The sequence below is a fragment of the Rhodophyticola sp. SM2404 genome (genome assembly GCF_053570515.1).
In genome coordinates this window covers 292,153-316,336 of record NZ_JBSEDL010000004.1, presented here as the reverse complement: position 1 = coordinate 316,336, position 24,184 = coordinate 292,153, and the positions used below count along the sequence as shown (strand labels likewise).

Annotated in this window: 24 protein-coding genes and 1 tRNA gene; 10 read left to right on the top strand and 15 right to left on the bottom strand. The window is 58.1% G+C overall.

Annotation, left to right across the window (positions count from 1 at the left end; genetic code table 11):
- Positions 1-3: 3 nt before the first annotated feature.
- The 8 genes from bamA to pyrH form a co-directional block, all read right to left on the bottom strand.
- Entirely contained in the window at positions 4-2,322 is a 2,319-nt protein-coding gene (bamA, locus tag ACTYEO_RS08510; RefSeq protein WP_449323298.1) for an outer membrane protein assembly factor BamA, read from the bottom strand.
- A gap of 169 nt (positions 2,323-2,491) precedes the next feature.
- A complete protein-coding gene (locus tag ACTYEO_RS08505) occupies positions 2,492-2,629 on the bottom strand; it encodes a hypothetical protein (RefSeq protein WP_449323297.1) in 138 nt (45 codons plus the stop codon).
- Positions 2,630-2,755: 126 nt separating this feature from the next.
- Complete coding sequence (rseP, locus tag ACTYEO_RS08500) at positions 2,756-4,081, bottom strand: RIP metalloprotease RseP (RefSeq protein WP_449323296.1); 1,326 nt, start codon at positions 4,079-4,081, stop codon at positions 2,756-2,758.
- Between the two features lies 1 nt (position 4,082).
- Positions 4,083-5,261 carry a 1-deoxy-D-xylulose-5-phosphate reductoisomerase gene (gene dxr, locus ACTYEO_RS08495; protein WP_449323351.1) on the bottom strand — a complete coding sequence of 393 codons (1,179 nt, stop codon included), beginning with the start codon at positions 5,259-5,261 and terminating at the stop codon, positions 4,083-4,085.
- Between the two features lie 17 nt (positions 5,262-5,278).
- On the bottom strand, positions 5,279-6,079 hold the full coding sequence (locus ACTYEO_RS08490) for a phosphatidate cytidylyltransferase (protein ID WP_449323295.1): 801 nt from the start codon (positions 6,077-6,079) through the stop codon (positions 5,279-5,281).
- A 22-nt stretch (positions 6,080-6,101) separates the two neighbouring features.
- Positions 6,102-6,818 carry a polyprenyl diphosphate synthase gene (uppS, locus tag ACTYEO_RS08485; RefSeq protein ID WP_449323294.1) on the bottom strand — a complete coding sequence of 239 codons (717 nt, stop codon included), beginning with the start codon at positions 6,816-6,818 and terminating at the stop codon, positions 6,102-6,104.
- Positions 6,819-6,871: 53 nt separating this feature from the next.
- Positions 6,872-7,438, bottom strand: a complete 567-nt coding sequence (gene frr / locus ACTYEO_RS08480) for a ribosome recycling factor (protein WP_449323293.1) — start codon at positions 7,436-7,438, stop codon at positions 6,872-6,874.
- Positions 7,439-7,488: 50 nt separating this feature from the next.
- Positions 7,489-8,220: a UMP kinase gene (gene pyrH / locus ACTYEO_RS08475; RefSeq protein ID WP_449323292.1), complete on the bottom strand. Its 732-nt coding sequence runs from the start codon at positions 8,218-8,220 to the stop codon at positions 7,489-7,491.
- A gap of 169 nt (positions 8,221-8,389) precedes the next feature.
- Here pyrH and miaA point away from each other — a divergent pair, with 169 nt between their 5' ends.
- The 5 genes from miaA to ACTYEO_RS08450 all read left to right on the top strand — a co-directional run bounded on the left by miaA (position 8,390) and on the right by ACTYEO_RS08450 (position 11,894).
- The gene (gene miaA / locus ACTYEO_RS08470) at positions 8,390-9,262 is read left to right on the top strand and encodes a tRNA (adenosine(37)-N6)-dimethylallyltransferase MiaA (protein WP_449323291.1); all 873 of its coding nucleotides are present in this window, start codon (positions 8,390-8,392) and stop codon (positions 9,260-9,262) included.
- Between the two features lie 82 nt (positions 9,263-9,344).
- Entirely contained in the window at positions 9,345-10,142 is a 798-nt protein-coding gene (locus ACTYEO_RS08465) for a helix-turn-helix domain-containing protein (RefSeq protein ID WP_449323290.1), read from the top strand.
- Positions 10,143-10,287: 145 nt separating this feature from the next.
- Positions 10,288-11,211: an MBL fold metallo-hydrolase gene (locus ACTYEO_RS08460; RefSeq protein WP_449323289.1), complete on the top strand. Its 924-nt coding sequence runs from the start codon at positions 10,288-10,290 to the stop codon at positions 11,209-11,211.
- A gap of 154 nt (positions 11,212-11,365) precedes the next feature.
- The gene (locus tag ACTYEO_RS08455; protein WP_449323288.1) at positions 11,366-11,569 is read left to right on the top strand and encodes a DUF6732 family protein; all 204 of its coding nucleotides are present in this window, start codon (positions 11,366-11,368) and stop codon (positions 11,567-11,569) included.
- A gap of 166 nt (positions 11,570-11,735) precedes the next feature.
- Positions 11,736-11,894 (top strand): hypothetical protein, encoded by a 159-nt coding sequence (locus ACTYEO_RS08450; protein ID WP_449323287.1) that lies wholly within the window; start codon positions 11,736-11,738, stop codon positions 11,892-11,894.
- Between the two features lie 196 nt (positions 11,895-12,090).
- On the opposite strand, the gene ACTYEO_RS08445 is transcribed toward ACTYEO_RS08450, so the two are convergent.
- From ACTYEO_RS08445 to pdxH, 5 genes are all read right to left on the bottom strand, one after another.
- Positions 12,091-15,777, bottom strand: a complete 3,687-nt coding sequence (locus ACTYEO_RS08445; RefSeq protein WP_449323286.1) for a vitamin B12-dependent ribonucleotide reductase — start codon at positions 15,775-15,777, stop codon at positions 12,091-12,093.
- A gap of 589 nt (positions 15,778-16,366) precedes the next feature.
- A tRNA-Pro gene (locus ACTYEO_RS08440) sits at positions 16,367-16,443 on the bottom strand.
- A gap of 43 nt (positions 16,444-16,486) precedes the next feature.
- Positions 16,487-16,969: a DUF192 domain-containing protein gene (locus tag ACTYEO_RS08435; RefSeq protein ID WP_449323285.1), complete on the bottom strand. Its 483-nt coding sequence runs from the start codon at positions 16,967-16,969 to the stop codon at positions 16,487-16,489.
- Positions 16,970-16,971: 2 nt separating this feature from the next.
- Entirely contained in the window at positions 16,972-17,454 is a 483-nt protein-coding gene (locus ACTYEO_RS08430) for a cold-shock protein (RefSeq protein WP_449323284.1), read from the bottom strand.
- Positions 17,455-17,632: 178 nt separating this feature from the next.
- Positions 17,633-18,238, bottom strand: coding sequence for a pyridoxamine 5'-phosphate oxidase (gene pdxH / locus ACTYEO_RS08425; protein WP_449323283.1), 606 nt, complete (start codon positions 18,236-18,238; stop codon positions 17,633-17,635).
- Positions 18,239-18,380: 142 nt separating this feature from the next.
- Here pdxH and fabI point away from each other — a divergent pair, with 142 nt between their 5' ends.
- Together fabI and gpt are read left to right on the top strand one after the other, a co-directional pair.
- Positions 18,381-19,196, top strand: a complete 816-nt coding sequence (fabI, locus tag ACTYEO_RS08420) for an enoyl-ACP reductase FabI (RefSeq protein WP_449323282.1) — start codon at positions 18,381-18,383, stop codon at positions 19,194-19,196.
- Between the two features lie 5 nt (positions 19,197-19,201).
- Entirely contained in the window at positions 19,202-19,708 is a 507-nt protein-coding gene (gene gpt, locus ACTYEO_RS08415; RefSeq protein ID WP_449323281.1) for a xanthine phosphoribosyltransferase, read from the top strand.
- A gap of 24 nt (positions 19,709-19,732) precedes the next feature.
- On the opposite strand, the gene aroB is transcribed toward gpt, so the two are convergent.
- The gene (gene aroB, locus ACTYEO_RS08410) at positions 19,733-20,851 is read right to left on the bottom strand and encodes a 3-dehydroquinate synthase (RefSeq protein WP_449323280.1); all 1,119 of its coding nucleotides are present in this window, start codon (positions 20,849-20,851) and stop codon (positions 19,733-19,735) included.
- Positions 20,851-21,417, bottom strand: a complete 567-nt coding sequence (locus ACTYEO_RS08405) for a shikimate kinase (protein WP_449323279.1) — start codon at positions 21,415-21,417, stop codon at positions 20,851-20,853. Before ACTYEO_RS08405 ends, aroB begins: the two co-directional genes overlap by 1 nt.
- A 154-nt stretch (positions 21,418-21,571) precedes the next feature.
- Between ACTYEO_RS08405 and ACTYEO_RS08400 the strand changes: the two genes are divergently transcribed.
- Genes ACTYEO_RS08400 through ACTYEO_RS08390 form a run of 3 tightly spaced genes read left to right on the top strand, consistent with a single transcriptional unit; the run spans position 21,572 to position 24,166 of the window.
- On the top strand, positions 21,572-21,706 hold the full coding sequence (locus ACTYEO_RS08400) for a hypothetical protein (protein WP_449323278.1): 135 nt from the start codon (positions 21,572-21,574) through the stop codon (positions 21,704-21,706).
- Complete coding sequence (locus tag ACTYEO_RS08395) at positions 21,696-23,240, top strand: hypothetical protein (protein WP_449323277.1); 1,545 nt, start codon at positions 21,696-21,698, stop codon at positions 23,238-23,240. Before ACTYEO_RS08400 ends, ACTYEO_RS08395 begins: the two co-directional genes overlap by 11 nt.
- Complete coding sequence (locus ACTYEO_RS08390; protein WP_449323276.1) at positions 23,237-24,166, top strand: tyrosine recombinase; 930 nt, start codon at positions 23,237-23,239, stop codon at positions 24,164-24,166. Before ACTYEO_RS08395 ends, ACTYEO_RS08390 begins: the two co-directional genes overlap by 4 nt.
- Positions 24,167-24,184 lie beyond the last annotated feature (18 nt).

The window sequence follows — 24,184 nt, the reverse complement described above, 5'->3', positions numbered from 1 at the left end:
GCCTCAGAAACGGGCTTCGATGGTCAGATCGAAATCGCGGGTCCGGTCATAGGCCTGTGTGTCCAGCGCGCGCGAGAAGTTGAAGCGCAAAGGTCCAATCGCTGTATCCCAAAAGATCGAGAAACCGACCGTGCTACGCCAATGCAGATCGTCATCAACAAGGGATGCACCAGCGACATCATCCAAACCCCACAGGGTGCCAATGTCATAAAAGACACCACCTGTGATCCCGTATTCATCAGGCAGCCCAAGCGGAAAGGCTGCTTCGAAACGAGCGGCGGCGTAGAAGTTACCACCGAGCGCGTCTTGATTGGTCGCGCCTAGGTCCCGTGGCCCCACACCACCAGCTTCGAAACCGCGCAGCTGGCGCGAGGACAAGAAGAAACGATCAGGAACGCGGCTATTGCCTGTCAGCATATTCAACCCACCCACCTCAAAGGCGGCCCGCAGGCTGACCTCTTCGCGCATGATGGACGTTTCGGCAATCGCGGTTGCAGTGCTGCGCACAAACTCGGTATCGCCACCGATGCCAGCCAGTTCGGTCGAAAAGTTCAGGAACACGCCCGCCTCAGGGTTCAGGCCAGTCCCACGCGAGTCGTAGCTATAGCCGAGGCCCAAGGAGGACGTCATCAACTCACCTGCTTCACGCTGCAAAATCGGTGAGCTGTTTGTGGTGACATTTGTGATGCTATCTTGCGAAATGCGATAGAACACATCCATCCGGCCCATTTCACTTACAGGAAAGCCCAAAGAGACGCGGGTCCCGACATTACGTGTATTATACGCCGCATTCTGTTGGTCTGTTTCGTCAGCAAAAACGCTCAAGCCGAACGACAGGTCACGGCGCAAAAATGCGGGCTCAATGAAGGTCGCCGAGAAGGATTGCGACTCGGAGGCTGTATTGAGCGAGGCTTCCAGCGATTGACCACGACCCAAGAAATTATCCTCGGCGAACTCGATACCAAAGCCTGTTCCTGTATCCGATGAATAAGACACAGAGAAACCAAGCGAGCCTGTCGGCTGTTCTTCAACATCCACATCGACAATGACCTGATCAGGCGATGTGCCTTCGCGCCCTTCGACGCTGGCATTCGAGAAGAAGCCCAAAGCGCGGATGCGCTCAGACGCCTGACGGATCGCGCGAGGGTCGAACGGGTCGCCCTCGACAGTGTCGAATTGGCGGCGGATCACGCGGTCCATCGTGGTGGCATTGCCCTCGATATCAATCCGCTCCACGAAGACGCGTGGCCCACGGGTTACCTCGAATTCTACATCCAGTGTCAGCTCTTCATCATTGCGGATCACACGCGGCTCAACGCGGATAAAGCGCAGGCCCTGCTGGGTTGCGAGGTTTTCCAAACGGCTGATGGTTTGATCCACCAAACGTGGTGAATAGGTCGAGCCCGGACGCAGGCGGATGGCATCCTGATAGGCCTCGATATCCACATCGGGAAGATCGCTGGTCGCGGTCAGTTCCCCAAAATCGAAGCTTTGGCCTTCGATGATATTGAAGGTGATGAAATAGGCGTCGCGGCTGCGCGTCAGCTCGGGCACCACGGATTGCACTTCGAAATCAACAAAGCCCCGTTCCCGATAGAAATCGGTCAGAAGCTGCTGGTCGAAAGCCACACGGTCGGCCACGAAGGTGTCGCGCGACACGATCGCGCGGAAGAAGCCTGCTTGGGTGGATTCCAGCACGCGGCGCAAGCGGCGGTCGGAATAGGAACGGTTGCCAACAAAGGCGATCCGCTCGGTCTCGATCACGCGGCCTTCGGTCACTTCAAAAACCAGATCCACGCGGTTATCGGAGCGGCGGATTATCTGCGGCGCCACGGTTGCCGTCAAACGGCCCGACTGGCGGTAAGCGGCAGTGATCGCTTCGGCATCTTGTTCCGCGACAGAAGGCGAATAGACGCGGCGCGGCTGCGAGGCCAGAATTTCGAGCAGGTTTTCATCATCAAGGCGGTCATTGCCTTCGATATTGATGCGGTTGATCGTGGGGTATTCCTGCACGATGATGGTCAGCGTGCTGCCGCGCGGTACAACTTCGACAGTTTCAAAAAGGCCAGAATTCTGGAGGCGTTGCAGCGCGTCATTCACCACACCGCCCGATACGGCCTCACCTGCGGGGATGCCCGCGAAGGTCAGAATGGTCGCCGTCTCGATCCGCTGGTTGCCCTGCACGTCAAAATTGTTGAACTGGAAATCCTGTGCTGCTGCTGGCAAGGCCAGAAACGTGACCGAAACGGACATCACAGCCGCTAGAACCAGATGAGCACGCGCTCGCGAAAGCACCGCCCAAACCCCTTTTAGGTTCCTCATCGATTATAGCCTTTTTCTTTACCGCGTTTTGCAAGCATCCCTAACCCGCTGCATGGGCCATGTCAAAACCAACTCGACGATCTTGAGCCGCAACAGCTCAAGTTATCCACTGGGATATGCACATAAGACCCACAGGTGATCGAGCCAATCGCGGGAAAGCCTTGCGGGATCAGGAGATCACGACTTGGGAAAACAGCACGCTGGCCAAGGCCAAAGCCCCTGTGATCATTGTGATAATCACAAGACGGTCCATGTTCATGAACACAACAAAAGAGATGCTGCGATAGCTGTCATTGATCATCTTCATGGCGGCCCCCTGAGGTTTGGCGCGGTATGCGCACAGGCTGGGGCTGGGATGCCGAAGGAATGTGGCCTGAATTGGGCTGGCGCGGGGCGATTCTTTGAAAACCGCCCCACAGGAGCGCGCCCGCGCTTAGCAGAACAGGTCGTTGGTCAGCGCAAAGAGCATCAGGGACAGCATCATTGTCAGACCTGCCGTCATGAAGATGCGCATCGCCTTGTCTGAAGGTGGGCGGCCAACCACGGCCTCATAGGCGTGAAACACCAGATGCCCGCCATCCAGAACGGGGATCGGGAAAAGGTTCAAAAGCCCCACTGCCGTCGACAAAACGGCGATGAACCAGATGAAGCTGTCTAGACCTTGGCTGGCCACCTCGCCCGAGGTCTCGGCAATGCCGATCGGGCCTTGTAGGTTGCAGCTGGAAATCGCGCCCGTGATCATATGCCAAAGCCCCGAGAGCGAGGATTGGATGATCGAGCCTGTTTGCTCGATGCCAAAGCCGATGGCCGCGAATGGTCCGACAGATTCGGTCTGCGGGGTGAATAACAAACCGCCCGAGATGCCGATCAGCCAGCGGGTCTCGAAACCGCCCTCGGCCAAGGGCAGATCAACGCGGCGCGGGCTGAGGGTGACATCAATCTGTTCGCCCGCGCGCCACAGGCCGATCTCCATCGGGGCGCCTTCGGAGGTCTCGACCGCCTCGCGCAATTCTTTGAAAGCATAGATCGGGTCGCCATTGACCGATGTGATGACATCGCCTTCCAAAATCCCTGCATCAATCGCTGCCGATTGGGGCTGCACACCTTGCACATAAGGGATCAGCGGGCTGGCGGCCTCGACGCTGAGCACGCGGCCGCCCCGCTCGATCTCATAGGTCACCATGGGTGCGGGCTCGATCTCGTCGGAGACGACAAACAGATCGGCCAGATCAGCCACGGGATTGCCCTCGATCGACAGGATCAGATCGCCTTCCTCCAGCGTGACAATCTCGGCGGGCAGATCGCGCGGCTCGCCGACCAGCGCCTCATTAACCGCCTGCCCCATGAAAAAGCTGAAGGCCGCAAAGACGAGGATCGACAGGAAAAAATTGAACACAGGGCCTGCCGCCACGGTGGCCGAGCGCGCCCAAAGCGGCGCCCCATGCATCGAGCGGCGCCGCTCTTTCATATCGAGCGCGTCCATCGCGGCCCCATCCTTGCCAGAGGCCGCATCGCTATCGCCCAAAAACTTTACGAAACCCCCAAAGGGCAACGCTGCAATCTGCCAGCGCGTGCCATGTTTATCAGTGCGGCTGAACACAACAGGGCCAAATCCGATGGAAAACACCTCGGCATGAATGCCCGACCAGCGCCCGACGATGTAATGACCATATTCATGGATCGCGACGATGATCGACAAGGCCACCACGAAGGCCAGGATGGTAAAGACGACGCCACCAAATTGTGGGATGAATTCCATATCAGTTCTGCTCCTTGATGGCGCACAACTGTTCTTGCGCGCGTATCCTTGCGAGATGGTCTGTTTGCAGCACTCTCTCAAGGGTCTCTATGGCATCAGTAAGGCGAAATTCCTGCGACATGGCGTCTAGGGTGGCCTCGACCACCGCTGACATCTGCATGAAACCGATCTCGCCTGCGATAAACCCGTCCAGCGCGATTTCCTTGGCCGCATTGAAGACACAGCCCGCAGCGCCGCGCGTTTCCATCACATCACGCGCGAGGCGCAAAGCGGGATAGCGCGCCAGATCGGGGGTGTGGAATTCCAGTTTTGCAAGCTCGGCCAGATCAATGCGCGCCACGGGCAGATCGCGCCGCTCGGGCCAATGCAGTGCATAGCCGATTGCATGGCGCATATCGGGCGCGCCCAGATGCGCCATCAAGGCCCCATCACGAAACCCGACCAAGGCGTGCACAATCGATTGGGGGTGCACGACCGTCTCAATCACATCAGGGCCAACCTCAAAATACTCACGCGTTTCAATAAGTTCCAAGGCTTTGTTGAACATAGACGCGCTGTCGATGGTGATCCGCTGGCCCATATCCCAATTGGGATGGGCCCCTGCATCGGCCAGCGTAGCATCCGCCAGTTTTTCCAGCGGCCAGTCGCGCAAGCCCCCGCCCGAGGCGGTGATGATGATCCGCTCAACGGCATCCATATCTTCGCCGACAAGGGCTTGGAACACGGCGGAATGTTCGCTGTCGACGGGCAGGATACGTGCGGCATGGGCCTTGGCCTCGGACAGCAAAAGCTGCCCCGCCGTGACAAGGCTTTCCTTATTGGCCAAAGCCAGCGTCGTGCCATGGCGCAACGCATGAAAGCCCGGGGCAAGCCCTGCCGCGCCCACGATGGCCGACATCACCCAATCTGCGGGGCGATCCGCGGCCTCAAGCAAAGCGCCCGCGCCCGCCGCGGCCTCAATACCGTGGCCAGCAAGCGCTTCACGCAGGGCGGGCAGCTTCGCCTCATCAGCGGTGACCGCAATTTCCGCTTTGAATTCAATCGCATCCGCCGCCAGCTGCGCGATATTGGCCCCGCCTGTCAGGGCGATAATGCGATAGGCCTCGCGATCACGGCGGATCAGATCAAGGGTGTTCTGGCCGATGGAGCCTGTCGCTCCGAAAATACTGACACGCATGATGTGACCTCTCCCTGTGCTCACAAGGGTGGCATTGGCGGGAAGGAGGTCAAGCTTTCCACGATCAAAAGCAGCATTGCCGCCCCCAGCATTCCGTCAAAGCGGTCAAACACGCCGCCATGACCTGGCAAAAGGTTCGAGCTGTCTTTGACGCCCATTTTCCGTTTCACCGCCGATTCCGCGATATCGCCCATCTGGCTTGCCATCGAAAGAGCCACCGAGATGCCGATGACCTGCACCCCTGCCCCTGTCAGCACCATGAAGATCGCGCCCACGCCCCCCGCGCCGATCCAGCCTGCGATTGTACCCGACCATGTTTTCTTGGGGCTCACCGCCGGCCAGAATTTCGGCCCGCCAAAGATGCGGCCTGCGAAATAGCCCAAGATATCGGTCGCAATCACCACCAGAACCAGCCAGAGCATCCATGTCAGCCCGAAACTGTCGCGATGCACGATCAACCCATAGGCCGCGAGCATGATCAGCATGGCAAGCGGCATATAAAGTGTGCGGTGCCGCTCAAGCGCTGCAACACCCGCAAAAGCCACGAGGAACAGCAAGGGCAGGCTCAGCCCCAACCCAGAAGGCAAATGGCCCGAAATCAGGATAACGGCCGCCGCAAATCCGCCCAAAGACAGGGCGCGCTTGCGCTCGCCCCCCAGCATTTGCGCCAATTCCCAAATCAGCACGGCCACGATTACGGCCACAAACAGCTTGAACCAGCCCCCGCCAATCCAGACCGCTGCCAAGCCGATAACGGCCATGATCAGCGCTGTGATGAGACGGGCAAAGAGATCGGAAAACTGTCCAGCGCGTTCTGTCATGATCGGTCCGCGCCTTATATATTCAGGCCAGAACCGCGCCGAAACGCCGTTCGCGCGTGCCGAAACGGGCAACCACTTCACCAAATTCTTGCGCTGTAAAATCAGGCCAGAGCGTGTCGATAAATTCGTATTCCGCATAGGCCGATTGCCAGAGCAGGAAGTTCGAGATCCGCGCCTCGCCACTGGTGCGGATCACCAGATCAGGGTCGGGCAACACGCAGGTATCCAGATAGCGCGGCAGGGTTTCGTCATTCACATCCTTGGGGTCTAGCTTGCCTGCGGCCACGTCATAGGCCAAGCGCTTGGTCGCGCGCGAAACCTCATCCCGACCACCGTAATTGATGGCCACGGTCAGGTTGATCTTGTCATTGCCCGCTGTGAGCAATTCAAGATTATCCATCATATCAACCAAAGCAGGCTCAAGCCGCACGCGGTCCCCGATGAACCGCACGCGCACGCCATTTTCCAGCAAATCCTGAGCCTCACGGCGCAGATAACGCTTGAACAGACGCATCAGCCCCGCAACTTCGGTTTGGGTGCGTTTCCAATTCTCGGTCGAAAAGGCAAAAATCGTGAGGTATTTCACCCCCGCCTCAGGGCAGGCCTGAACGATCTCCTTAACGCGTTTGGCGCCCGCATGATGGCCCACAAGCCGAGGACGGTTGCGCATTTGCGCCCATCTGCCATTGCCATCCATGATGATGGCAACATGTTCGGCCTTGCCGCCTGTCTTGCCCATTTGACCCATTCCCCATTCGGTTAGTCTAACACCCGTCTGATCCGCCCCCGCGGTCAGACCTGCATGATTTCGGCTTGCTTGCTTTCGAGCGCCTTATCGACCTTAGCGATATGCGCATCCGTCAGCTCCTGCACCTCGGATTCCCAGATTTTCTGGTCATCCTCGCTCATGCCGTTGGATTTGGCTTTCTTGATCTGGTCCATCCCATCGCGGCGCACATTGCGCACCGAGACGCGCGCGCTTTCGGCATATTGCGCAGCGACCTTGGTCAATTCGCGGCGGCGTTCCTCGTTCAATTCGGGGATCGGCAGCATGATGATCGTGCCATTGAGCTGCGGGTTGATGCCAAGCCCGCTCTCGCGGATCGCCTTTTCAACCTTACCCACCATGCCTTTATCCCAGACATTGACGGTGACCATACGCGGCTCGGGCACATTGACGGTGCCGACCTGATTGATCGGTGTGGGCTGGCCATAGGCATCCACCATCACCGGATCGAGCATCGACGCCGAGGCGCGCCCTGTGCGCAGAGAGGAAAATTCCGTCCGCAAACTGGCCAAAGCGCCATCCATGCGGCGTTCGATATCTGCGAGATCAAGTTCAAATTCTTCGTCGGCCATGCGCCCCGTTTCTCCGTCAGGTTGGTCTCTGATGCCGCCTATTTAGGCGTTTACTTAACTTTTGTATAGGTGCCCTGCCCCGCAAGGATCCCGCGGAAGCCGCCGGGTTCATCAAGGCTGAACACGATAATGGGGGTGTGGTTTTCCCGCGCCAAAGCAATGGCCGAGGCATCCATGACGCCAAGATGCTGCGCCAGAACCTCATCATATGTGATCTCGTCATAGCGTTTGGCATCGGAATGCTTCTTCGGGTCCTTGTCATAGACACCGTCTACCTTGGTTCCCTTAAAGATCGCTTCACATTTCATCTCATTGGCGCGCAAAGTCGCGGCGGTATCCGTGGTGAAATAGGGGTTGCCTGTGCCAGCCGCAAAAATCACCACGCGCTGTTTCTCCAGATGGCGCACCGCGCGGCGGCGGATATAGGGCTCGCAAACCTGATCCATCGGGATCGCGCTGATCACACGGGTAAATACACCGATTTCCTCAAGCGCGCTTTGCATCGCCAACGCGTTCATCACTGTGGCCAGCATGCCCATATAATCGGCGGTAGTCCGCTCCATCCCTTGGGCGCTGCCCTGCAATCCGCGGAAGATATTGCCGCCGCCGATCACCATCGAAATCTCGACGCCAAGATCATGCACCGATTTCACCTCGCGCGCGATGCGCTCCACGGTGGGGGGATGCAGGCCAAAACCCTGATCTCCCATCAACGCCTCACCTGAAATTTTCAACATGACGCGATTATAGAGCGGATCAACGGAGGGAGTATTTTCAGCCATAAGGTCCTCTTTAGGCGTGGCAAAACCGGCCTGCTTGCGCAAGCTTGAGCTTTGACTGGATTGAGCTTGGCGCACCATGGTCTAAAAAGACGATGGGTTCAACATGGCACGCGATCTATGCCAGATAGAAACTTGCAAGGAATTTCTCTTAAGAAGAACTGGCAGCGCATTGATAGATTTAGACAAAATACCAAATGACCTGCCCGTTTTGATCGCAGGGCCAACCGCTGCAGGAAAATCTGCCTTGGCCGCAAGGATCATCGCGCAGGGCGGCGGCCGGATCATCAATGCCGATGCGCTGCAGGTCTATGAGGGCTGGCGCCTGCTGACCGCGCGCCCCTCCGAACAGGAAGAAGCGCGCAGCCCGCATGCCCTTTACGGCCATGTTCCTTTCGAGGCCGAGTATTCCGTCGGCCATTGGCTGCGTGATCTGGAACCCTATTTAAGCGACGGTATGCGCCCCGTTATTGTCGGGGGAACGGGCCTCTATTTCCGCGCCTTGACCGAAGGTCTGGCCGAAATCCCCGCCACACCGCCCGAGATACGACAAGAGGCCGATCAAATGCCAGATGCGCAGCTTTTGGCCGAGTTACAGCGCGCCGACCCCGTGCTTGCCGCGCGGATCGACCTCAAGAACCGCGCGCGCGTCCAGCGCGGCTGGGAGGTCTCGCGCGCCACAGGGCGGCCATTATCGGATTGGCAGAATGACACGCCTGCCCCGCGCCTCCCGCTCTCGGCCTGCCTGCCCCTTGTGATCGAGGCCGAGCGCGATTGGCTGGCCGAACGGATCGTGCGCCGCTTTGATCTCATGCTGGAACAAGGCGCATTGGAGGAAGCCCGCGCCAATCTGCCCCGTTGGGACCAGGCAGGCGGTGCGGCCAAAGCCATCGGCGCGCCCGAATTGATCGCCCATCTCAAAGGCGAGATCAGCTTGGAACAAGCCCGCGAGGACGCCATTATCGCAAGCCGCCAATATGCCAAACGGCAACGAACATGGTTCCGTGCAAGGATGGGCGCTTGGAGAAAGCTCTCACAGCCCTAGCACATATCAATAGATAATAAGTCTCTATCGAAAGAGAATTTAAGCTTTTCTTTCACTATTTCAACATATACGACTATTCGCCATGAATAGTGATCCGACACCAGAATTTGCGGTTGCCTCGCTCGGCGCCTTGCGGATGCGCGCAAGCTGGCGCAGTGAGGATCTGCATTCCAGCCCACATAACCGCCTCTTCTGGATCACGCGCGGAACGGCACGCCACTCGGTCAATTGCGTCACACGCGGCTATGGGCCCAACACGGCGATCTTCGTGCCCCCCGCGACGATGTTCTCGATCGAATTGCCCGCGCAGGTGCAAGGTTTGATGCTGCAAATGCCCGCCGATCCCTATCTGCGGCTGCCAGAGGCCTCTCTCCTGCTGCGCATTTCTCAAATCGAATCTCAGGGAATGCTGACGGGCTATATCGACAATATCGAGCGTGAAATCGCAGCCGCCGCCCCCGCCATGGATCGCGCCCTTGCAGGGCATAGCCTTTTGATCTCGACATGGATCGAACGCATGCTGGCGCGCTATGGCAATGCGCAAACGCGCAACAAAGCACATCTTCTGGTCGAAAATTTCGCCTCTCTGATGGAAAACCAGTTCCGTCAGGGCCATAGCGTTGCCGATTTCGCGGCCCTTCTCGGCGTGACACCAACACATCTGTCCCGCGTTTGCCGAAGCGCTGCGGGGCGGCCTGCCCATGCGCTGCTGACCGAACGCCTCACAAGCGAGGCGCGGCGCTTGCTGGCTGATACAAAGATGTCGGCCAAAGATATCGCGGACTATTTGGGCTATTCCTCGCCCGCTTATTTCACCCGCGCCTTCAGTCAGGAATCAGGCAAGACCCCCTCGGCATTCCGCGCAGGCCTTGCCGCCTAAAGCCGTGCGCACGCGCCCCTCTTTGCTTTTCAAATACTTTGGGGGAGACACCGCAAGGCGGTGGCGGGGGCAAAGCCCCCAAATATTACGCTTTATGAATATATAAAACTCCGCTAGCCTCGCCGCATTATCGGGAGGACCAAAAATGACCCTTACAAAACGCCAATTTCTGGCGACTACAGCGGCAACCATGGCCGCAACCGCCCTGCCCGCGCGGGTCTGGAGCCAGACAAGCCTGACCATGGGCGGGATGGAGATCACCACGCTCAGCGATGGAAATCTCACCCTGCCCGCCGATTTCATCTTTGGCCCGATGGATCAGGACGCGCTCGCCCCCCTCCTGAGCGAGTTCGGGATCGACCGAACAGCCCCCCTCACCCCGCCTTGCAACATCACACTGCTGCGCCATGAGGATCGGCTGGTTTTATTCGATACGGGCTCGGGCTTTTCCTTCCAGAACACGGCTGGCCAATTGATCGACACGCTGGATGCGGCAGGGATCGCGGCGGATGACATCACCCATGTCGTCTTCACTCATGGCCATCCCGACCATCTCTGGGGCGTGCTGGATGATTTCGACGAGGCCACCTTCTTCAATGCCGAACATATGATGGGCGAGACCGAATTTGCCTATTGGACGGATCCCGCCACCCCCAGTTCTATCGGTGAGGCGCGCGCAGCCTTCGCCGCAGGGGCCGAGCGGCGGTTGAGCATGCTGGGGGATCAGATCACCCGCATCCAAAGCGGCACCGAAATCCTGCCAGGCGTGACCTCGATGCTGACACCGGGCCATACGCCAGGCCATATGTCCTTCCTTCTCTCGGATGGCACAGAGACGGCCTTTATCCTTGGCGATGTCGCCACGAATGATCATATCAGCTTTGCACGCCCCGCTTGGGCCTCGGGCTCGGATCAGGATGGCGCGCTTGGCGCGCAGACCCGTGCGGCGGTTCTTGATCAAGTGGCCAGTGACGAGATGAAACTGATCGGCTTCCACCTGCCCGAAGGCGGGATCGGCCATGTCACACGTGAAGCCGAAGGTTACAGCTTCACGCCCATCACAGGCTGACCTCAGCCTGCGTAAATATCGGGCAGTCTGCCGTCGGGCTGCCCAAAAAACAGCCCCTCCAATCGCCATACAGCCTGAGCCCCCGCCCCTCCATGGCAAGTCTGCCAGCCGCGCGTTTAATCTGGCTCAAACAGACTTACGCGGAGGACACCCCATGAACCGTTATTTTGCACTGATGCTGGCCCTCACGGCCTCGCCTGCAATGGGGCATCCGGGCCATGGGGCGGCCATAGCGGGCCATTGGGTCAGTGACCCGTCGCATCTTGCCGCTCTGGCGGGTCTGGGCATTGCATCGCTGCTGGTTTTGCGCACGACGCGGGCGCATCGCAAATCCGTCAAATTGCGCAGCAAAGACTAGCCCCACCCTGCACCCCATTGCAGCACAATGAAAAAGCGCCCCTTGGGCGCTCTTATTCTGATCACGTCATCCAACACAGGCAGCTTTCCGCCCGCCCGTCACGCGATGAATTGAAAATTCAAACCGATCCCCAAACATAAATAATATGGTCCAAGGAGGTTTGATCATGAAACACTCTGCTATGACAACACTCGGCGCTTTGCTCAGCGGTTTCTTTGAGGGCCTTGGATGGCTGCTCGGCGCGGTTATCATGCTTTGTGCGGTTTTCTATTTCTTCCCAGATGCAGGCGAGGCAGTCCGCAACTTTATTGACGCCCTGCTCTAGCTGGCATCCAACAGCTAAAGCTGTCCCGCAAAGAAAAAGGGGATGCAAAATGCACCCCCGAGTCTCGCTTATCAGGCTCACTCATTGTTACCGCCCGTAGTTTTTGCCTGCGGCCTGATACGCGTCAGGGGCGAGCGCACCCGCCCCGTGTTTCAGGCGCACCGCTGGCAAAAGCGGTGCGCCCGATCTCTTGTGCTTAGCTACAGCCCGATGTGCCGCCGCAGGTGTTGCACTTCATGCAGGTGCCATTGCGCACCAGCGTGTAGTTGCCACATTCGCCGCAGGCCTCGCCCTCATAGCCCTGCATTTTCGCCTTGGTGCGCGCATTCATCTCGACGCTGCCCGTGGTGACGGCTGTGGTGCCTGTGGCCTCGGCAATGGTGCCACCGCTTTTGATCTCGGGAACAAGGGTTTCCAAGGTCGTCACGGGATCGGCATCAGCCGCGGATGCACCGCCTTGCAGGACAACCAGATCCTGCGGGACGCGCTTGCGCAGATAGCCTGTGGAGCTGATCTGCTTGAGCACCTGAAGCGATTTGGAGGCCGCGCTCTCCGAGACAGGCGTCACATTCGACACGCCCTCTTCTACGCCACGGCCCATATCGTCAAAGCTCGCACCTTCTGGCTTCACATGCGCCAGATCGGTCCGGTCGAGATAGGAGACCGCCAATTCGCGGAAGATATAATCAAGGATCGAGGTCGCATTCTTGATCGAGTCATTGCCCTGCACCATGCCCGAGGGCTCGAATTTGGTGAAGGTGAAGGCATCGACGAATTCCTCAAGTGGCACGCCATATTGCAGACCAACCGAGACGGCGATGGCGAAGTTATTCATCATCGCACGGAAGCCCGCGCCTTCTTTATGCATATCGATGAAGATCTCACCAAGCGCACCATCGGAATATTCGCCTGTCCGCAGATAGACCTTATGGCCACCCACAATCGCCTTTTGCGTATAGCCTTTGCGGCGCTGTGGCAGCTTTTCACGCTCCGCCTTGACGATTTCCTTGACGATCACCTTCTCGATGATCTTCTCGGCCAGCACTTGCGCTTTTTCCTGCGGGTTGCCTGTCTCGAGGGTTTCGGCAGCCTCGTCATCATCCTCGACAAGAGCGGCGGCCAGAGGCTGGCTGAGCTTGGAGCCATCACGATAGAGCGCATTGGCTTTCACACCCAAGGACCAGCTCAGCTCATAAGCCTTCTGGCAATCCTCGATGGTGGCGTCATTGGGCATGTTGATCGTCTTGGAGATCGCGCCCGAGATGAAGGACTGAGCCGCTGCCATCATATAGATATGGCTGTCGACGCTTAGATAGCGCTTACCCTTCTTGCCGCATGGATTGGCGCAATCAAAGACGCTGAGATGCTCATCCTTGAGGAATGGCGCGCCTTCCAAAGTCATCGTGCCGCAGACATGGTCATTGGCCGCTTCGATGTCTTTCTTGGAGAAGCCGAGGTGACGCAGCAGGTCAAAGGTCGGGTCGTTCAGCTTTTCGGCAGGGATGCCCAAGGTCTTGGTGCAGAATTCCTCGCCCAAGGTCCATTGGTTGAACACAAAGCGGATATCAAAGGCCGATGGCAGAGCTGCTTCGATCTTTTCCAGTTCCTCTTTGCCAAAGCCATGGCCGATCAGCGATGTGTGGTTCAAGCCGGGCGCATTGCCGATGGTGCCGTGACCCACCGCATAGGCGATGATTTCTTCGATCTGGCTGGAGGAATACCCCAACTTGGTCAACGAGGCGGGCACCGACTGGTTGATGATCTTGAAATAACCACCACCTGCGAGCTTTTTGAACTTCACCAAAGCGAAGTCAGGCTCGATGCCTGTGGTGTCACAATCCATCACCAGACCGATTGTGCCTGTGGGCGCAATCACGGTGGTCTGGGCGTTGCGGAAGCCGTGCTTTTCACCAAGCGTCAGCGCCTCGTCCCATGCATTGCGGGCAAGGGCGACCAGACGGTCATCGGGGCAATTGGCGCGGTCCAGCGGCACGGGTGTGACATTGACCTCTTCATAGCCATCCGCCTTGCCATAGGCGGCATTGCGGTGGTTGCGGATGACGCGCAGCATGTGGTTTGCGTTGCGCTCATAGCCCGAGAAAGACCCAAGCTCAGAGGCGACCTCGGCGGAAGTGGCGTAGGATACACCCGTCATCAGCGCGGTCAGCGCGCCACAAAGCGCACGGCCCTCGGGGCTGTCATAGCCAAAGCCCATATTCATCAGCAGGCCACCGATATTGGCATAGCCAAGACCAAGCGTGCGGAAGTCATAGGAAAGCTGTGCAATCTCCTTGGAAGGGAATTGCGCCATCATCACCGAAATTTCCAGCGTCAGCGTCCAAAGACGTGTCGCGTGGATATAGGCCTCGGCGTCGAACTGGCCGTCTTTGTAGAACTTCAGCAAGTTCATCGAGGCAAGGTTACAGGCCGTATCATCAAGGAACATATATTCCGAGCACGGGTTCGAGCCGCGGATCGGACCATCTTCGGGGCAAGTGTGCCACGCATTGACCGTGTCATGGTACTGGATGCCGGGATCGGCACAGGCCCACGCGGCATGGCCCACCTTTTCCCACAGATCGCGGGCTTTGATGGTTTTTGTCGCCTCGCCATTTACACGGCTGAGCAGCGCCCAATCCTCGTCATTCTCGATGGCCTTGAGGAAGGCATCGGTCACGCGGATCGAGTTGTTGGAGTTCTGGCCCGAGACCGAGCTATAGGCTTCGCTATCCCAATCGGTGTCATAGGTCGGGAATTCGATGGAGGTGTAGCCCTGCTTTGCGTAATCCAGCACCCGCTTGACGTAAGTCTCGGGGATTGCGACCTTTTTGGCCGCGCGAATTGCGTCTTTGAGCTGTGTGTTCTTGGCAGGATCAACCGCATCCTCGGCCGAGCCATCCCAGCCTTTCACAGCCGCGAACAACCCGTTGAGCATCTTCTCATGCATCTTCGAGCCAGCCACCAAGGAGGCCACTTTCTGCTCTTCCTTCACCTTCCAGTCGATGAAGGCCTCAATATCGGGGTGGTCGGCATCGACGATCACCATCTTGGCCGCGCGGCGCGTGGTGCCGCCCGATTTGATCGCGCCCGCAGCGCGGTCACCGATTTTCAGGAAGCCCATCAGGCCCGATGATTTACCACCGCCCGACAGCTTCTCGCCCTCGCCCCGCAGATGCGAGAAATTGGTGCCCGTGCCCGAGCCATATTTGAACAGACGCGCTTCACGTACCCAAAGGTCCATGATGCCGCCTTCATTCACCAGATCATCCTTCACACCCTGAATGAAGCAGGCATGCGGCTGTGGATGCTCGTAGCTGGAGGTGGATTTGGTCAGTTTGCCGGTTTTGTAATCGACATAATGGTGGCCTTGGGCCGGACCATCAATGCCGTAAGCCCAATGCAGACCGGTGTTGAACCATTGCGGGCTGTTGGGCGCTGCCATCTGGCGCGCCAGCATCAGCTGCATTTCATCGAAATAGGCCTGTGCATCGGCCTCGGTGGTGAAATAGCCACCCTTCCAGCCCCAATAGGCCCACGCCCCTGCAAGGCGCCGGAAGACCTGCTTGGCGCTTGTTTCGCCACCATAGCGCTGGTCCTCCGGCATAGCCTCCAGCGCCTTTTCGTCGGCCACGTGGCGCCAAAGGAATTCGGGGATACCCTTTTCCTTGACCGGCTTCATTGCGGCAGGAACACCGGCTTTGCGGAAGTATTTCTGAGCAATCACATCGGAGGCAACCTGGCTCCACCCTTGAGGGACTTCGACCTCATCGAGTTTGAACACGGTTGTGCCATCTGGATTCCGAATCTCGGACGATGTGATGTTGAATTCCAGATCGGCATAAGCATCTTCGCCGGCCCGCGTAAAACTACGTTCAATTTTCATGACTGCCTCATTTACTAAGCCAAATTACTGTTCCTGCGGCTTGCCAGCGTCTAACGCGCTCTGACCGTCTTTATTTTGGCAACACCCCATCCCCCACGCCCTTTCGGGCATGATGCAGCTTTTTTCGACAAAGCTGGCTCAATTGGGAGATATTATGCCCCTGTGCCTCAGCACCACTATATGTAGTGGTTCTCTGCGTCGGCCCACACAAACTGGCGTAGATCACCACAAGAGGTCAATTCTTTTTTTGACAATTCAGAGCAGTTTTAGAGGTTGAAATCGACAAAGACTGCCTTAGCGGCAAGTGCCATCCGATTCATCCAGAATTCGTTAATATAACCGACAAGCGCAAACTTCGTTGTTTCACTGACATTTAGCCAAAGATGTGAAACCAGACATGAGCATGGCATGGCCAAAAGGATATCTTTTGACGCGGTCCTATCCTGTGATCGCTACATGTTGTGTTTGTGCGATAAGTTTGTGCAGCTATGGCCAAAACATACGCTTGGGCCGCAGGGGTTCGCCTAGCGAACCGCCAATTCGTGACAATGGGATGAAGGTGGGATGATTAAATCATGAAGATTTAAAGTGGTCGGGGCGATAGGATTCGAACCTACGACCTACGGTACCCAAAACCGCCGCGCTACCAGGCTGCGCCACGCCCCGACGGCTCTCCTCTAACGCCAAGTTGCGCCGATGAAAACCCCTGCTATTCGACTTCGCAGCTCCAAGCTGCAAGTTCTTGAGGTAGCAGGGGATTTCGCAGCAAATCCCCTTCCGAAATTCCGATATCCCGCGCCAAACCGCCATTGATTTCCAGCACGGCCAAGGTCTCCGGCGTTCCGGGAATCGGTGTTCGGTCCAGTGGAATCGCATTTTCATGGATGCGCGCGATGACGCCCGTTTCATCGATAAAAAGCATATCGAGGGGAATCAGCGTGTTCTCCATCCAGAAGCTGACCATCTGCGGACGTTCATAGATAAAGAGCATTCCCGCGCTGCGCGCCATGCTGGGTCGGTTCATCAAACCAATGGCGCGTTCCTGAGGATCATCCGCAATTTCAACCGAGAAGCGCGCTGTCCCGAAATCACCGCGAATTTCAACGCGGTCCTCTCGGCAGGCGGCAGATGCGCCCCCCGCAAGGATCACCAAAACCGAAGCCAGACAGGTGATCCTTGAATATAGCGACATGTTTATTCCTCTCGGACGTGGTCCCAACTGCGAATTTCTGCAGCCATCTTACCACGCGGACCATCAGCGACGCGAATCGAAACGGCCTCACCCGGCATAAGATCGGCAAAACCAAAGCTGCGCAGAACCTCGGCATGCAGAAATATATCTTCGGTCTTGTCGAACCATTTGATCCGAGCGGCCTCGAAGGGCGCGTCGGTCTCGGGGATGTCTACTGTGACACCTGAAAGTGCTTCTTCCGGAGACGGTGGGGCGATCGAGAGCACTTCTTGTGCCTGAACCCCGCGTTCTGTGTGCTGAACGGTGACCGAGACAAGGGCGTTATCCGCCACCGATCCCTGACCGAAATTCCTCAATACATTTGCATGCAACAAGATGTCCGGACCACCATCATCTGAGACGATGAAACCAAACCCTTTGGATGCGTCAAACCATTTAACCTTGCCACGAACGGCCTCCTCCACGCGGATACTATCTTCCGACATAGTGGATTTTCCTGTCCTAGGGCTTTCGCCCTTTATTTGTTCCCTAACATCCCCATTTGGCGCGGCCCCAAGGTCATCGCAAGTAGAAATTTCTGCCCGTGGTAACATTTAATACTCCACTCGTTCCATTTTCGAACAAACGGTTTCATGCAGCACGGTTTTAGGTAGGTTTGACTTATTAAGGGTTAAGTCTCTCTACATCCCAAGTTGACGCAGCGTCAAGTTTTGTCCATTTGAAGCGGTCATGCAGGCGAAATGCGCCATCTGCCCAAAATTCAATCTCGACTGGACGGATGCGGAACCCGCCCCAATTTGGCGGGCGTGTCGGATTCGAGCCTTGTTTGGCCGTCACCTTCGCCACCTCCGCGACCAAGGCCGCACGGCTGGACAAAGGCTGCGATTGCGCCGAGGCCCAAGCCCCAAGGCGGCTCTTGAGGGAACGGGAATTGAAATAATCATCGGCGGCTTGGCCATCCTCGCGCTCGACAATACCGCGCACCCGAATTTGGCGGCGAAGTGATTTCCAATGCAGCACGAAAGCCGCTTTGCCCGAGGCCTCGATCTCCTGCCCCTTCTTGCTGTCGTAATTGGTGTAGAAAACGAACGCGTCCTCTTCGATATCCTTGAGCAAAACCATACGCACATTGGGCAGCCCGTCTGGATCAACGGTGCCCAAGGCAATCGCATTGGGATCATTCGGCTCGGATGTCTCCGCCTCGCTCAACCATGCTTTGGCAATTTCAAAGGGGTTATCTCCGGCAAATATGCCTGTGCGGTCGCTCATTCTAGCCTCCTTGGGTCCGGCAAGGGGCAAGCTAGGGCGCGGGATATGACAAGGCAAGGCAGCGAGGATGGCTTGAAGCGGTTAACTCAATCGCCTAAGACCGAAATGACGTCGTCATTGACCAAAACAAACGAGGGTGACCATGGGGCTGATGAGTGGAAAACGCGGGCTGATTATGGGGCTCGCCAATGACAAATCCATCGCTTGGGGCATTGCCAAGGCCGTTGCGGCCGAGGGCGGGGAATTGGCTTTTTCTTATCAGGGTGAACAACTTCTCAAGCGGGTTGCACCTTTGGCCAAGGAATTGGGCAGCGATCTGGTCATTCCCTGCGATGTGACCGATGACGCAAGTGTAGATGCGCTGTTTGCCGAGCTGGAAAAGGCTTGGGGCAAACTGGACTTCATCGTTCATGCCATTGGTTTCTCGGATAAAAACGAATTGCGCGGCCGCTATGTGGATACAAGTGCCGCAAATTTCAACATGACGATGAATATCTCGGTCTATTCCTTCACCTCCGTGATGCAGCGCGCCGAAAAGCTGATGAGCGATGGCGGCAGCGCCGTGACGCTCACCTATTACGGTGCCGAGCAGGTCATGCCGCATTATAATGTAATGGGCGTGGCCAAAGCCGCGCTTGAGGCCTCGGTCATGTATCTGGCCGAAGATCTCGGCAAACAGAATATCCGCGTCAATGCGATCTCGGCGGGTCCGATCAAGACGCTGGCGGCCTCGGGTATTGGTGATTTCCGCTATATCCTGAAATGGAACGAGCTGAATTCACCGCTGCGCCGCAATGTAAATATTGATGATGTCGGGAAATCCGCGCTTTATCTTCTTTCCGATCTCGCCTCGGGCGTGACGGGCGAGAATTTGCACGTGGATGCAGGCTATCATGTTGTTGGCATGAAGGCTGTGGATGCGCCCGATATTGATGTTGTGACAGGCCGGAAGGACTAACGCAGATGATCACGCCCCTGCCCCATGAAAAAGGCTTCCATGTTTCTTGGGACCAAATCCATCGCGATGCCCGCGCCTTGGCGTGGCGGCTTGATAAGCGGGGCCCCGAGGAAGATGGCGCATGGCGGGCGGTTGTCGCCATCACGCGCGGCGGTATGGCACCTGCCATGATCATCGCGCGAGAGCTGGATATTCGCACCGTCGATACGATCAGCGTGAAGTCCTATGATCATCAGAACCAATCCGAGGCCGTCGTGCTCAATAAACCCGATCCCGACTTGATGGGCGATGGGTCAGGCATTCTGGTGATTGATGATCTGGTCGATAGCGGCAAAACCCTCGAGATCGTGCGCGCGCTCTACCCCAAGGCGCATTTCGCCACCGTCTATGCCAAACCCAAAGGCGAGCCGATGGTCGATACTTTCATCACAGGCGTCAGCCAAGATACATGGATTTTCTTTCCATGGGATATGGCCCTGCAATATGTCGAGCCTTATCGCGGCAAGGACTGATCCGCCCCCTCAAGGGCGCTTGCGCTAGCGCCCTTCCAGCGCTTCGCCCAGAACATCCAACACGATATCACGCGGCACATCCGAGGTGACGAAGGCCTCGCCAATGCCGCGTGCCATGATGAAACGCAGCTTGCCGTCTTGCACTTTTTTATCCTGACCCATCAACTCTAACAGGCCATTGGCGTCAGGTAATTTTCCTGCAATATCAGATATATCCCGCTTCATCTTCATGTCAGAAAGATGCGCGCGCACGCGACTTGGATCCTCTTGTGAACACAGCCCCATCCGCGCCGAGACCTCAAACGCCAAGGCGCAGCCAATGGCCACCCCTTCACCATGCAACAGCCTGTCGGAATAGCCTGTCGCGGCCTCAAGCGCATGACAAAACGTATGCCCCAGATTGAGAAGCGCGCGGTCGCCCTGCTCGGTCTCATCCCTGACCACGATATCGGCTTTCATTTGCACCGAATGGCGCACGGCCTCGGCCCGTAAGGCGGGATCACCCGCTGCCAAAGCGGGGCCATTGGCCTCCAGCCAGTCAAAGAACCGCGCATCGCCAAGTAGCCCGTATTTCGCCACTTCGCCATAGCCTGCCAGAAAATCCCGCGCGCTCAGCGTGCCGAGCAGATCAATATCGGCCAGAACCAGCGAGGGTTGGTGAAACGCGCCCACAAGGTTTTTGCCATGCTGGGTATTGATGCCCGTCTTGCCGCCGACCGAGCTGTCGACCTGCGCTAAAAGCGAGGTGGGCATCTGCACAAAGCGCACGCCGCGGCGCATAATGGCCGCCGCAAACCCCACCAGATCCCCGATAACACCGCCGCCCAAAGCGATGACGATATCGCGCCGCTCGACCTTTTCGCTGAGCAACCATTCGACAACCCGCGTCAGGTTTTCCCAGTTTTTCGTGCCCTCACCCGGCTTGAGGATCAGCGCCTCAGAGGCGATGCCTTCCGCGCCCAAACCCGCCTTCACAGCATCAAGATGAAGCCCCGCAACCGTCTCCTCAGAGATGATCCAGACCTTGTTGCGCACCAGAAGCGGCGCAATCTCGGCGCCTGCCCGCGCGGTCAGACCTTGCGCAATCCGCACATCATAGGCGCGATCATCCAAAGGAACATGAACCGTGAATTCATTCAGCATCAGCCTGCCTCGTTTATGACGCCCGCGCGGGCCAGTTCCGCCTCGACCTCATCGGTCGTGCGCTCGATGGACCACGCGCTTTGCACATGCACCCGCATCGGGGCCAATTCATAGGATGGCGTGCGCGCCATCAACAAATCTGTCAATATTTGCTTGGGGTTAGGCCCGCGCAACAAGGGGCGCGTGGTCTTGTGGCGCACACGGTTCCAGAGCAGGTCCAGATCGGCCTCAAGCCAGAGCACGGCCGCTTTCGCACCAATCATTTCACGGTTGCGCTCACTCAACCAAGCGCCGCCACCCGTGGACAGGATGCAAGGCGGGCCATCCAAAAGCCGCTCGATCACCTTGGCCTCACGATCGCGGAAAAATTCCTCGCCGAACCGGTCGAAAATCTCAGCAATGGAAAGCTGTGCGCTTTCGACGATCTCGGCATCCGAATCTTTCATCGGTGCCCCAAGACGCGCCGATAAAGCGCGCCCGATTGCTGTCTTGCCCGAGCCCGGCATCCCCACCAGAACCAGCGTTTGCTGCAAAACCTGCCCCGTATGTGCCGCTGTTTCGCGCATATCCAAAAAAATTATCCCCGACAGTGGCGAAATTCTGCTCGCAATGCCTTATATTGAAATCAGAGCGGCGGCAAATGTCGAAAAAAGGGTGTAAAGCCTGTATGGAGTGATCCAAGGCGAAAAGCCCGCGAAATTGAAACTGGCAGAGGCGTAAATGGGCCGACTTTTGAAATACCTCGCGATCCTCGTTCTGCTGATTGTGGCGGGGCTTTTGGGCTATTCCTATTCAGGGCTGATGGAGCCACCGACCGGTCAAGTCACCCAATCGGTGACCCTTGATGCGGATTAAGCAGGCATTCTGGCCGCTGGCCTTTCTGGCATGTGGTAGCATGGCAGGCGCGCAGGAGCTTGCCTCCTCAACCGCGCCTGAGGATTTCGCACCGCCTGCTTGGTTGTCCGACACCGTCACAGCCCCGCATGCCAATGTGGCGACCTCCGCCGCACCGCGCGCCATCACCGTGATGCCAATCGGCGCTGTGCGTCTGGATGCCGTGGGGCTTTTGCCACGCTCCATCACGGGGCTGCCCGCCGATCTTTGGACCAATTCCGAGGCCTCCGCCTTGGCCGAGCTGTTCTTGCGCCAACCCATAGAAGGCCTGCCCGCCATTCAAGCCTTCACCGAGATGCTGGCGCTGGCCGAGCTGGACCCGCCCCAAGATGCAGGGCGCGAGGCCACCCTGTTTCTCAGCCGCATCGATATGCTGCTCCATCGCGGCGCGCTCGAGCAAGCCCGCGAATTGATCGAACGCGCAGGCCCCACCAACCCCACTGTCTTTCGCCGCTGGTTTGATGTCAGCCTTCTGACAGGCAAGGCCGATCGCGCTTGTGCCGCGATGCGCGCCAATCCCGATATCGCGCCCACCTATCCGGCCCGCATCTTCTGCCTTGCCCGCTCGGGCGATTGGCCTGCCGCCGCCCTTTCGCTTGGCACGGGCGAGGCCTTGGGCTTTATCACCGCTGAGGATGCCGCGCTGATGACGCGCTTCCTTGATCCCGAATTATTTGAGGGGGAACCGCCCCTACCCCCTGAGGCCGAGATGACGCCGCTGCATTATGAAATGCGCATCGCCCTTGGTGAGCGTCCCTCCTCAACCTCTCTGCCTTTGGCTTTCGCGCAATCCGACATGGCCGATCTGGCGGGCTGGCGCGCGCAGCTTGATGCGTCCGAGCGGCTGATGCGCGCCGGCGCGATCGAGCCTGGCCAATGGCAAAACATCTATCTCAGCCGCGTTCCATCGGCCTCAGGCAGCATCTGGGACCGCGTGGATGCCCTGCAAGCCTTTGATATGGCCATGCTCGCACGTGACCCGCAGGCTATCGCAGAAAGCATGCCCGCAGCGGTCGAGGCGATGCGCAGCGCAGGCCTACTGGTACCCTTTGCCACGCTTTATGCCGAAGCCCTCTCGCGCCAGCCGCTCACGGGTGAGGCCGCCGAGCTGGCCCGCAAAATCGCACTGCTTGGCCCCAGATACGAGGCACTGGCCCAAAGCACAGTGCCGCAATCCCCGATCGAGCGCCGTCTCTTTGCCATCGCCACAGGCCGCGCAGCCCCCGCCCTGCCCGATGATGGCCCGACCGAGGCCGCCGTGGTCGCGGCTTTTGCCGCCATCACCCCGCCTGAACGCTATGCACATCTGCTGCAAACAGGCCGCTTGGGCGAAGCGTTGCTCAGCGCCTCGCTCGTGTTGTCCAGTGAGGGCAGCGATCTGGATGATCTGGCCGATGCCCTGCGCCTGTTCCGCGCTGCAGGTCTTGAAGATGTGGCCCGCCGCGCCGCCCTGCAATTGCTTCTTCTGAACAGCAGCAGCCAGAGCCGGATATGAGCCGCGCTTGGATCAGCCCCTTTCTCGAGGCGCAAGCGGCTGAGTTAAACGCTTCTGAGAATACCTTGCAGGCCTATGGGCGCGACCTGATGGATGTCGATACGTTCCTCTCTACCCGCGGGCAGGATTTCGCCACCGCCACCCGCGAGGATCTTGAGGCCTATCTGATTGATCTCGACACACGCGGCATGGCCCCTGCGACCCGCGCCAGACGCCTCTCCTCAATCAAGCAACTCTACCGCTTTGCCTATGAGGACGGGCTGCGCATGGAAAACCCTGCCCTCAAAATCAAAGGCCCCGCCCGCGCCCGCAGCCTGCCCAAAACCCTCGATCATGCCGAGGTGGACCGCCTTTTGGAGGCCTCGAAATCCCATGGCCGCAACACACCTGACCGCTTGCGCAACCATTGCCTGATGCAACTGCTCTATGCCACGGGGATGCGGGTAAGCGAATTGGTCACCCTGCCCGTCTCTGCCGCGCGTGGCGATCCGCAATGGCTTTTAATCCGCGGCAAGGGCGGCAAGGAACGCATGGTTCCGCTGTCACCGCCTGCGCGCGAGGCTTTAGGCACATGGCTCAGCACCCGCGACGCGCTGGAAGAAACCGCCCGTATCGAGCGCGGCACCCCGCCCTCGCGCTTCCTCTTCCCTTCCAATGGCAAAGCGGGCCATCTCACCCGCGTGCGGTTTTTCACCCTGATCAAGGAAATCGCCACCGCCGCTGGCGTCTCGCCCGAGAAAACCACCCCCCATACCCTGCGCCACGCCTTTGCAACGCATCTTCTGGCAGGCGGCGCGGATCTCAGGGCGATCCAGACCCTTCTGGGCCATGCCGATATCGCCACGACCGAAATTTACACCCATATCCTTGATGAACGCCTGCGCGCACTGGTGCTGGATAAACACCCTCTCGCCCAAAAGGACTGAGCTTTCGGCTTCTTTGTT

Bases quoted from the DNA above. Each gene is read 5' to 3' on its own strand.
- bamA (WP_449323298.1), bottom strand. From the start codon at position 2,322: ATGAGGAACCTAAAAGGGGTTTGGGCGGTGCTTTCGCGAGCGCGTGCT.
- ACTYEO_RS08505 (WP_449323297.1), bottom strand. From the start codon at position 2,629: ATGAAGATGATCAATGACAGCTATCGCAGCATCTCTTTTGTTGTGTTC.
- rseP (WP_449323296.1), bottom strand. From the start codon at position 4,081: ATGGAATTCATCCCACAATTTGGTGGCGTCGTCTTTACCATCCTGGCC.
- ACTYEO_RS08490 (WP_449323295.1), bottom strand. From the start codon at position 6,079: ATGACAGAACGCGCTGGACAGTTTTCCGATCTCTTTGCCCGTCTCATC.
- uppS (WP_449323294.1), bottom strand. From the start codon at position 6,818: ATGGGCAAGACAGGCGGCAAGGCCGAACATGTTGCCATCATCATGGAT.
- frr (WP_449323293.1), bottom strand. From the start codon at position 7,438: ATGGCCGACGAAGAATTTGAACTTGATCTCGCAGATATCGAACGCCGC.
- pyrH (WP_449323292.1), bottom strand. From the start codon at position 8,220: ATGGCTGAAAATACTCCCTCCGTTGATCCGCTCTATAATCGCGTCATG.
- ACTYEO_RS08465 (WP_449323290.1), top strand. From the start codon at position 9,345: ATGAATAGTGATCCGACACCAGAATTTGCGGTTGCCTCGCTCGGCGCC.
- ACTYEO_RS08460 (WP_449323289.1), top strand. From the start codon at position 10,288: ATGACCCTTACAAAACGCCAATTTCTGGCGACTACAGCGGCAACCATG.
- ACTYEO_RS08455 (WP_449323288.1), top strand. From the start codon at position 11,366: ATGAACCGTTATTTTGCACTGATGCTGGCCCTCACGGCCTCGCCTGCA.
- ACTYEO_RS08450 (WP_449323287.1), top strand. From the start codon at position 11,736: ATGAAACACTCTGCTATGACAACACTCGGCGCTTTGCTCAGCGGTTTC.
- ACTYEO_RS08445 (WP_449323286.1), bottom strand. From the start codon at position 15,777: ATGAAAATTGAACGTAGTTTTACGCGGGCCGGCGAAGATGCTTATGCC.
- ACTYEO_RS08435 (WP_449323285.1), bottom strand. From the start codon at position 16,969: ATGTCGCTATATTCAAGGATCACCTGTCTGGCTTCGGTTTTGGTGATC.
- ACTYEO_RS08430 (WP_449323284.1), bottom strand. From the start codon at position 17,454: ATGTCGGAAGATAGTATCCGCGTGGAGGAGGCCGTTCGTGGCAAGGTT.
- pdxH (WP_449323283.1), bottom strand. From the start codon at position 18,238: ATGAGCGACCGCACAGGCATATTTGCCGGAGATAACCCCTTTGAAATT.
- fabI (WP_449323282.1), top strand. From the start codon at position 18,381: ATGGGGCTGATGAGTGGAAAACGCGGGCTGATTATGGGGCTCGCCAAT.
- gpt (WP_449323281.1), top strand. From the start codon at position 19,202: ATGATCACGCCCCTGCCCCATGAAAAAGGCTTCCATGTTTCTTGGGAC.
- aroB (WP_449323280.1), bottom strand. From the start codon at position 20,851: ATGCTGAATGAATTCACGGTTCATGTTCCTTTGGATGATCGCGCCTAT.
- ACTYEO_RS08405 (WP_449323279.1), bottom strand. From the start codon at position 21,417: ATGCGCGAAACAGCGGCACATACGGGGCAGGTTTTGCAGCAAACGCTG.
- ACTYEO_RS08400 (WP_449323278.1), top strand. From the start codon at position 21,572: ATGGGCCGACTTTTGAAATACCTCGCGATCCTCGTTCTGCTGATTGTG.
- ACTYEO_RS08395 (WP_449323277.1), top strand. From the start codon at position 21,696: ATGCGGATTAAGCAGGCATTCTGGCCGCTGGCCTTTCTGGCATGTGGT.
- ACTYEO_RS08390 (WP_449323276.1), top strand. From the start codon at position 23,237: ATGAGCCGCGCTTGGATCAGCCCCTTTCTCGAGGCGCAAGCGGCTGAG.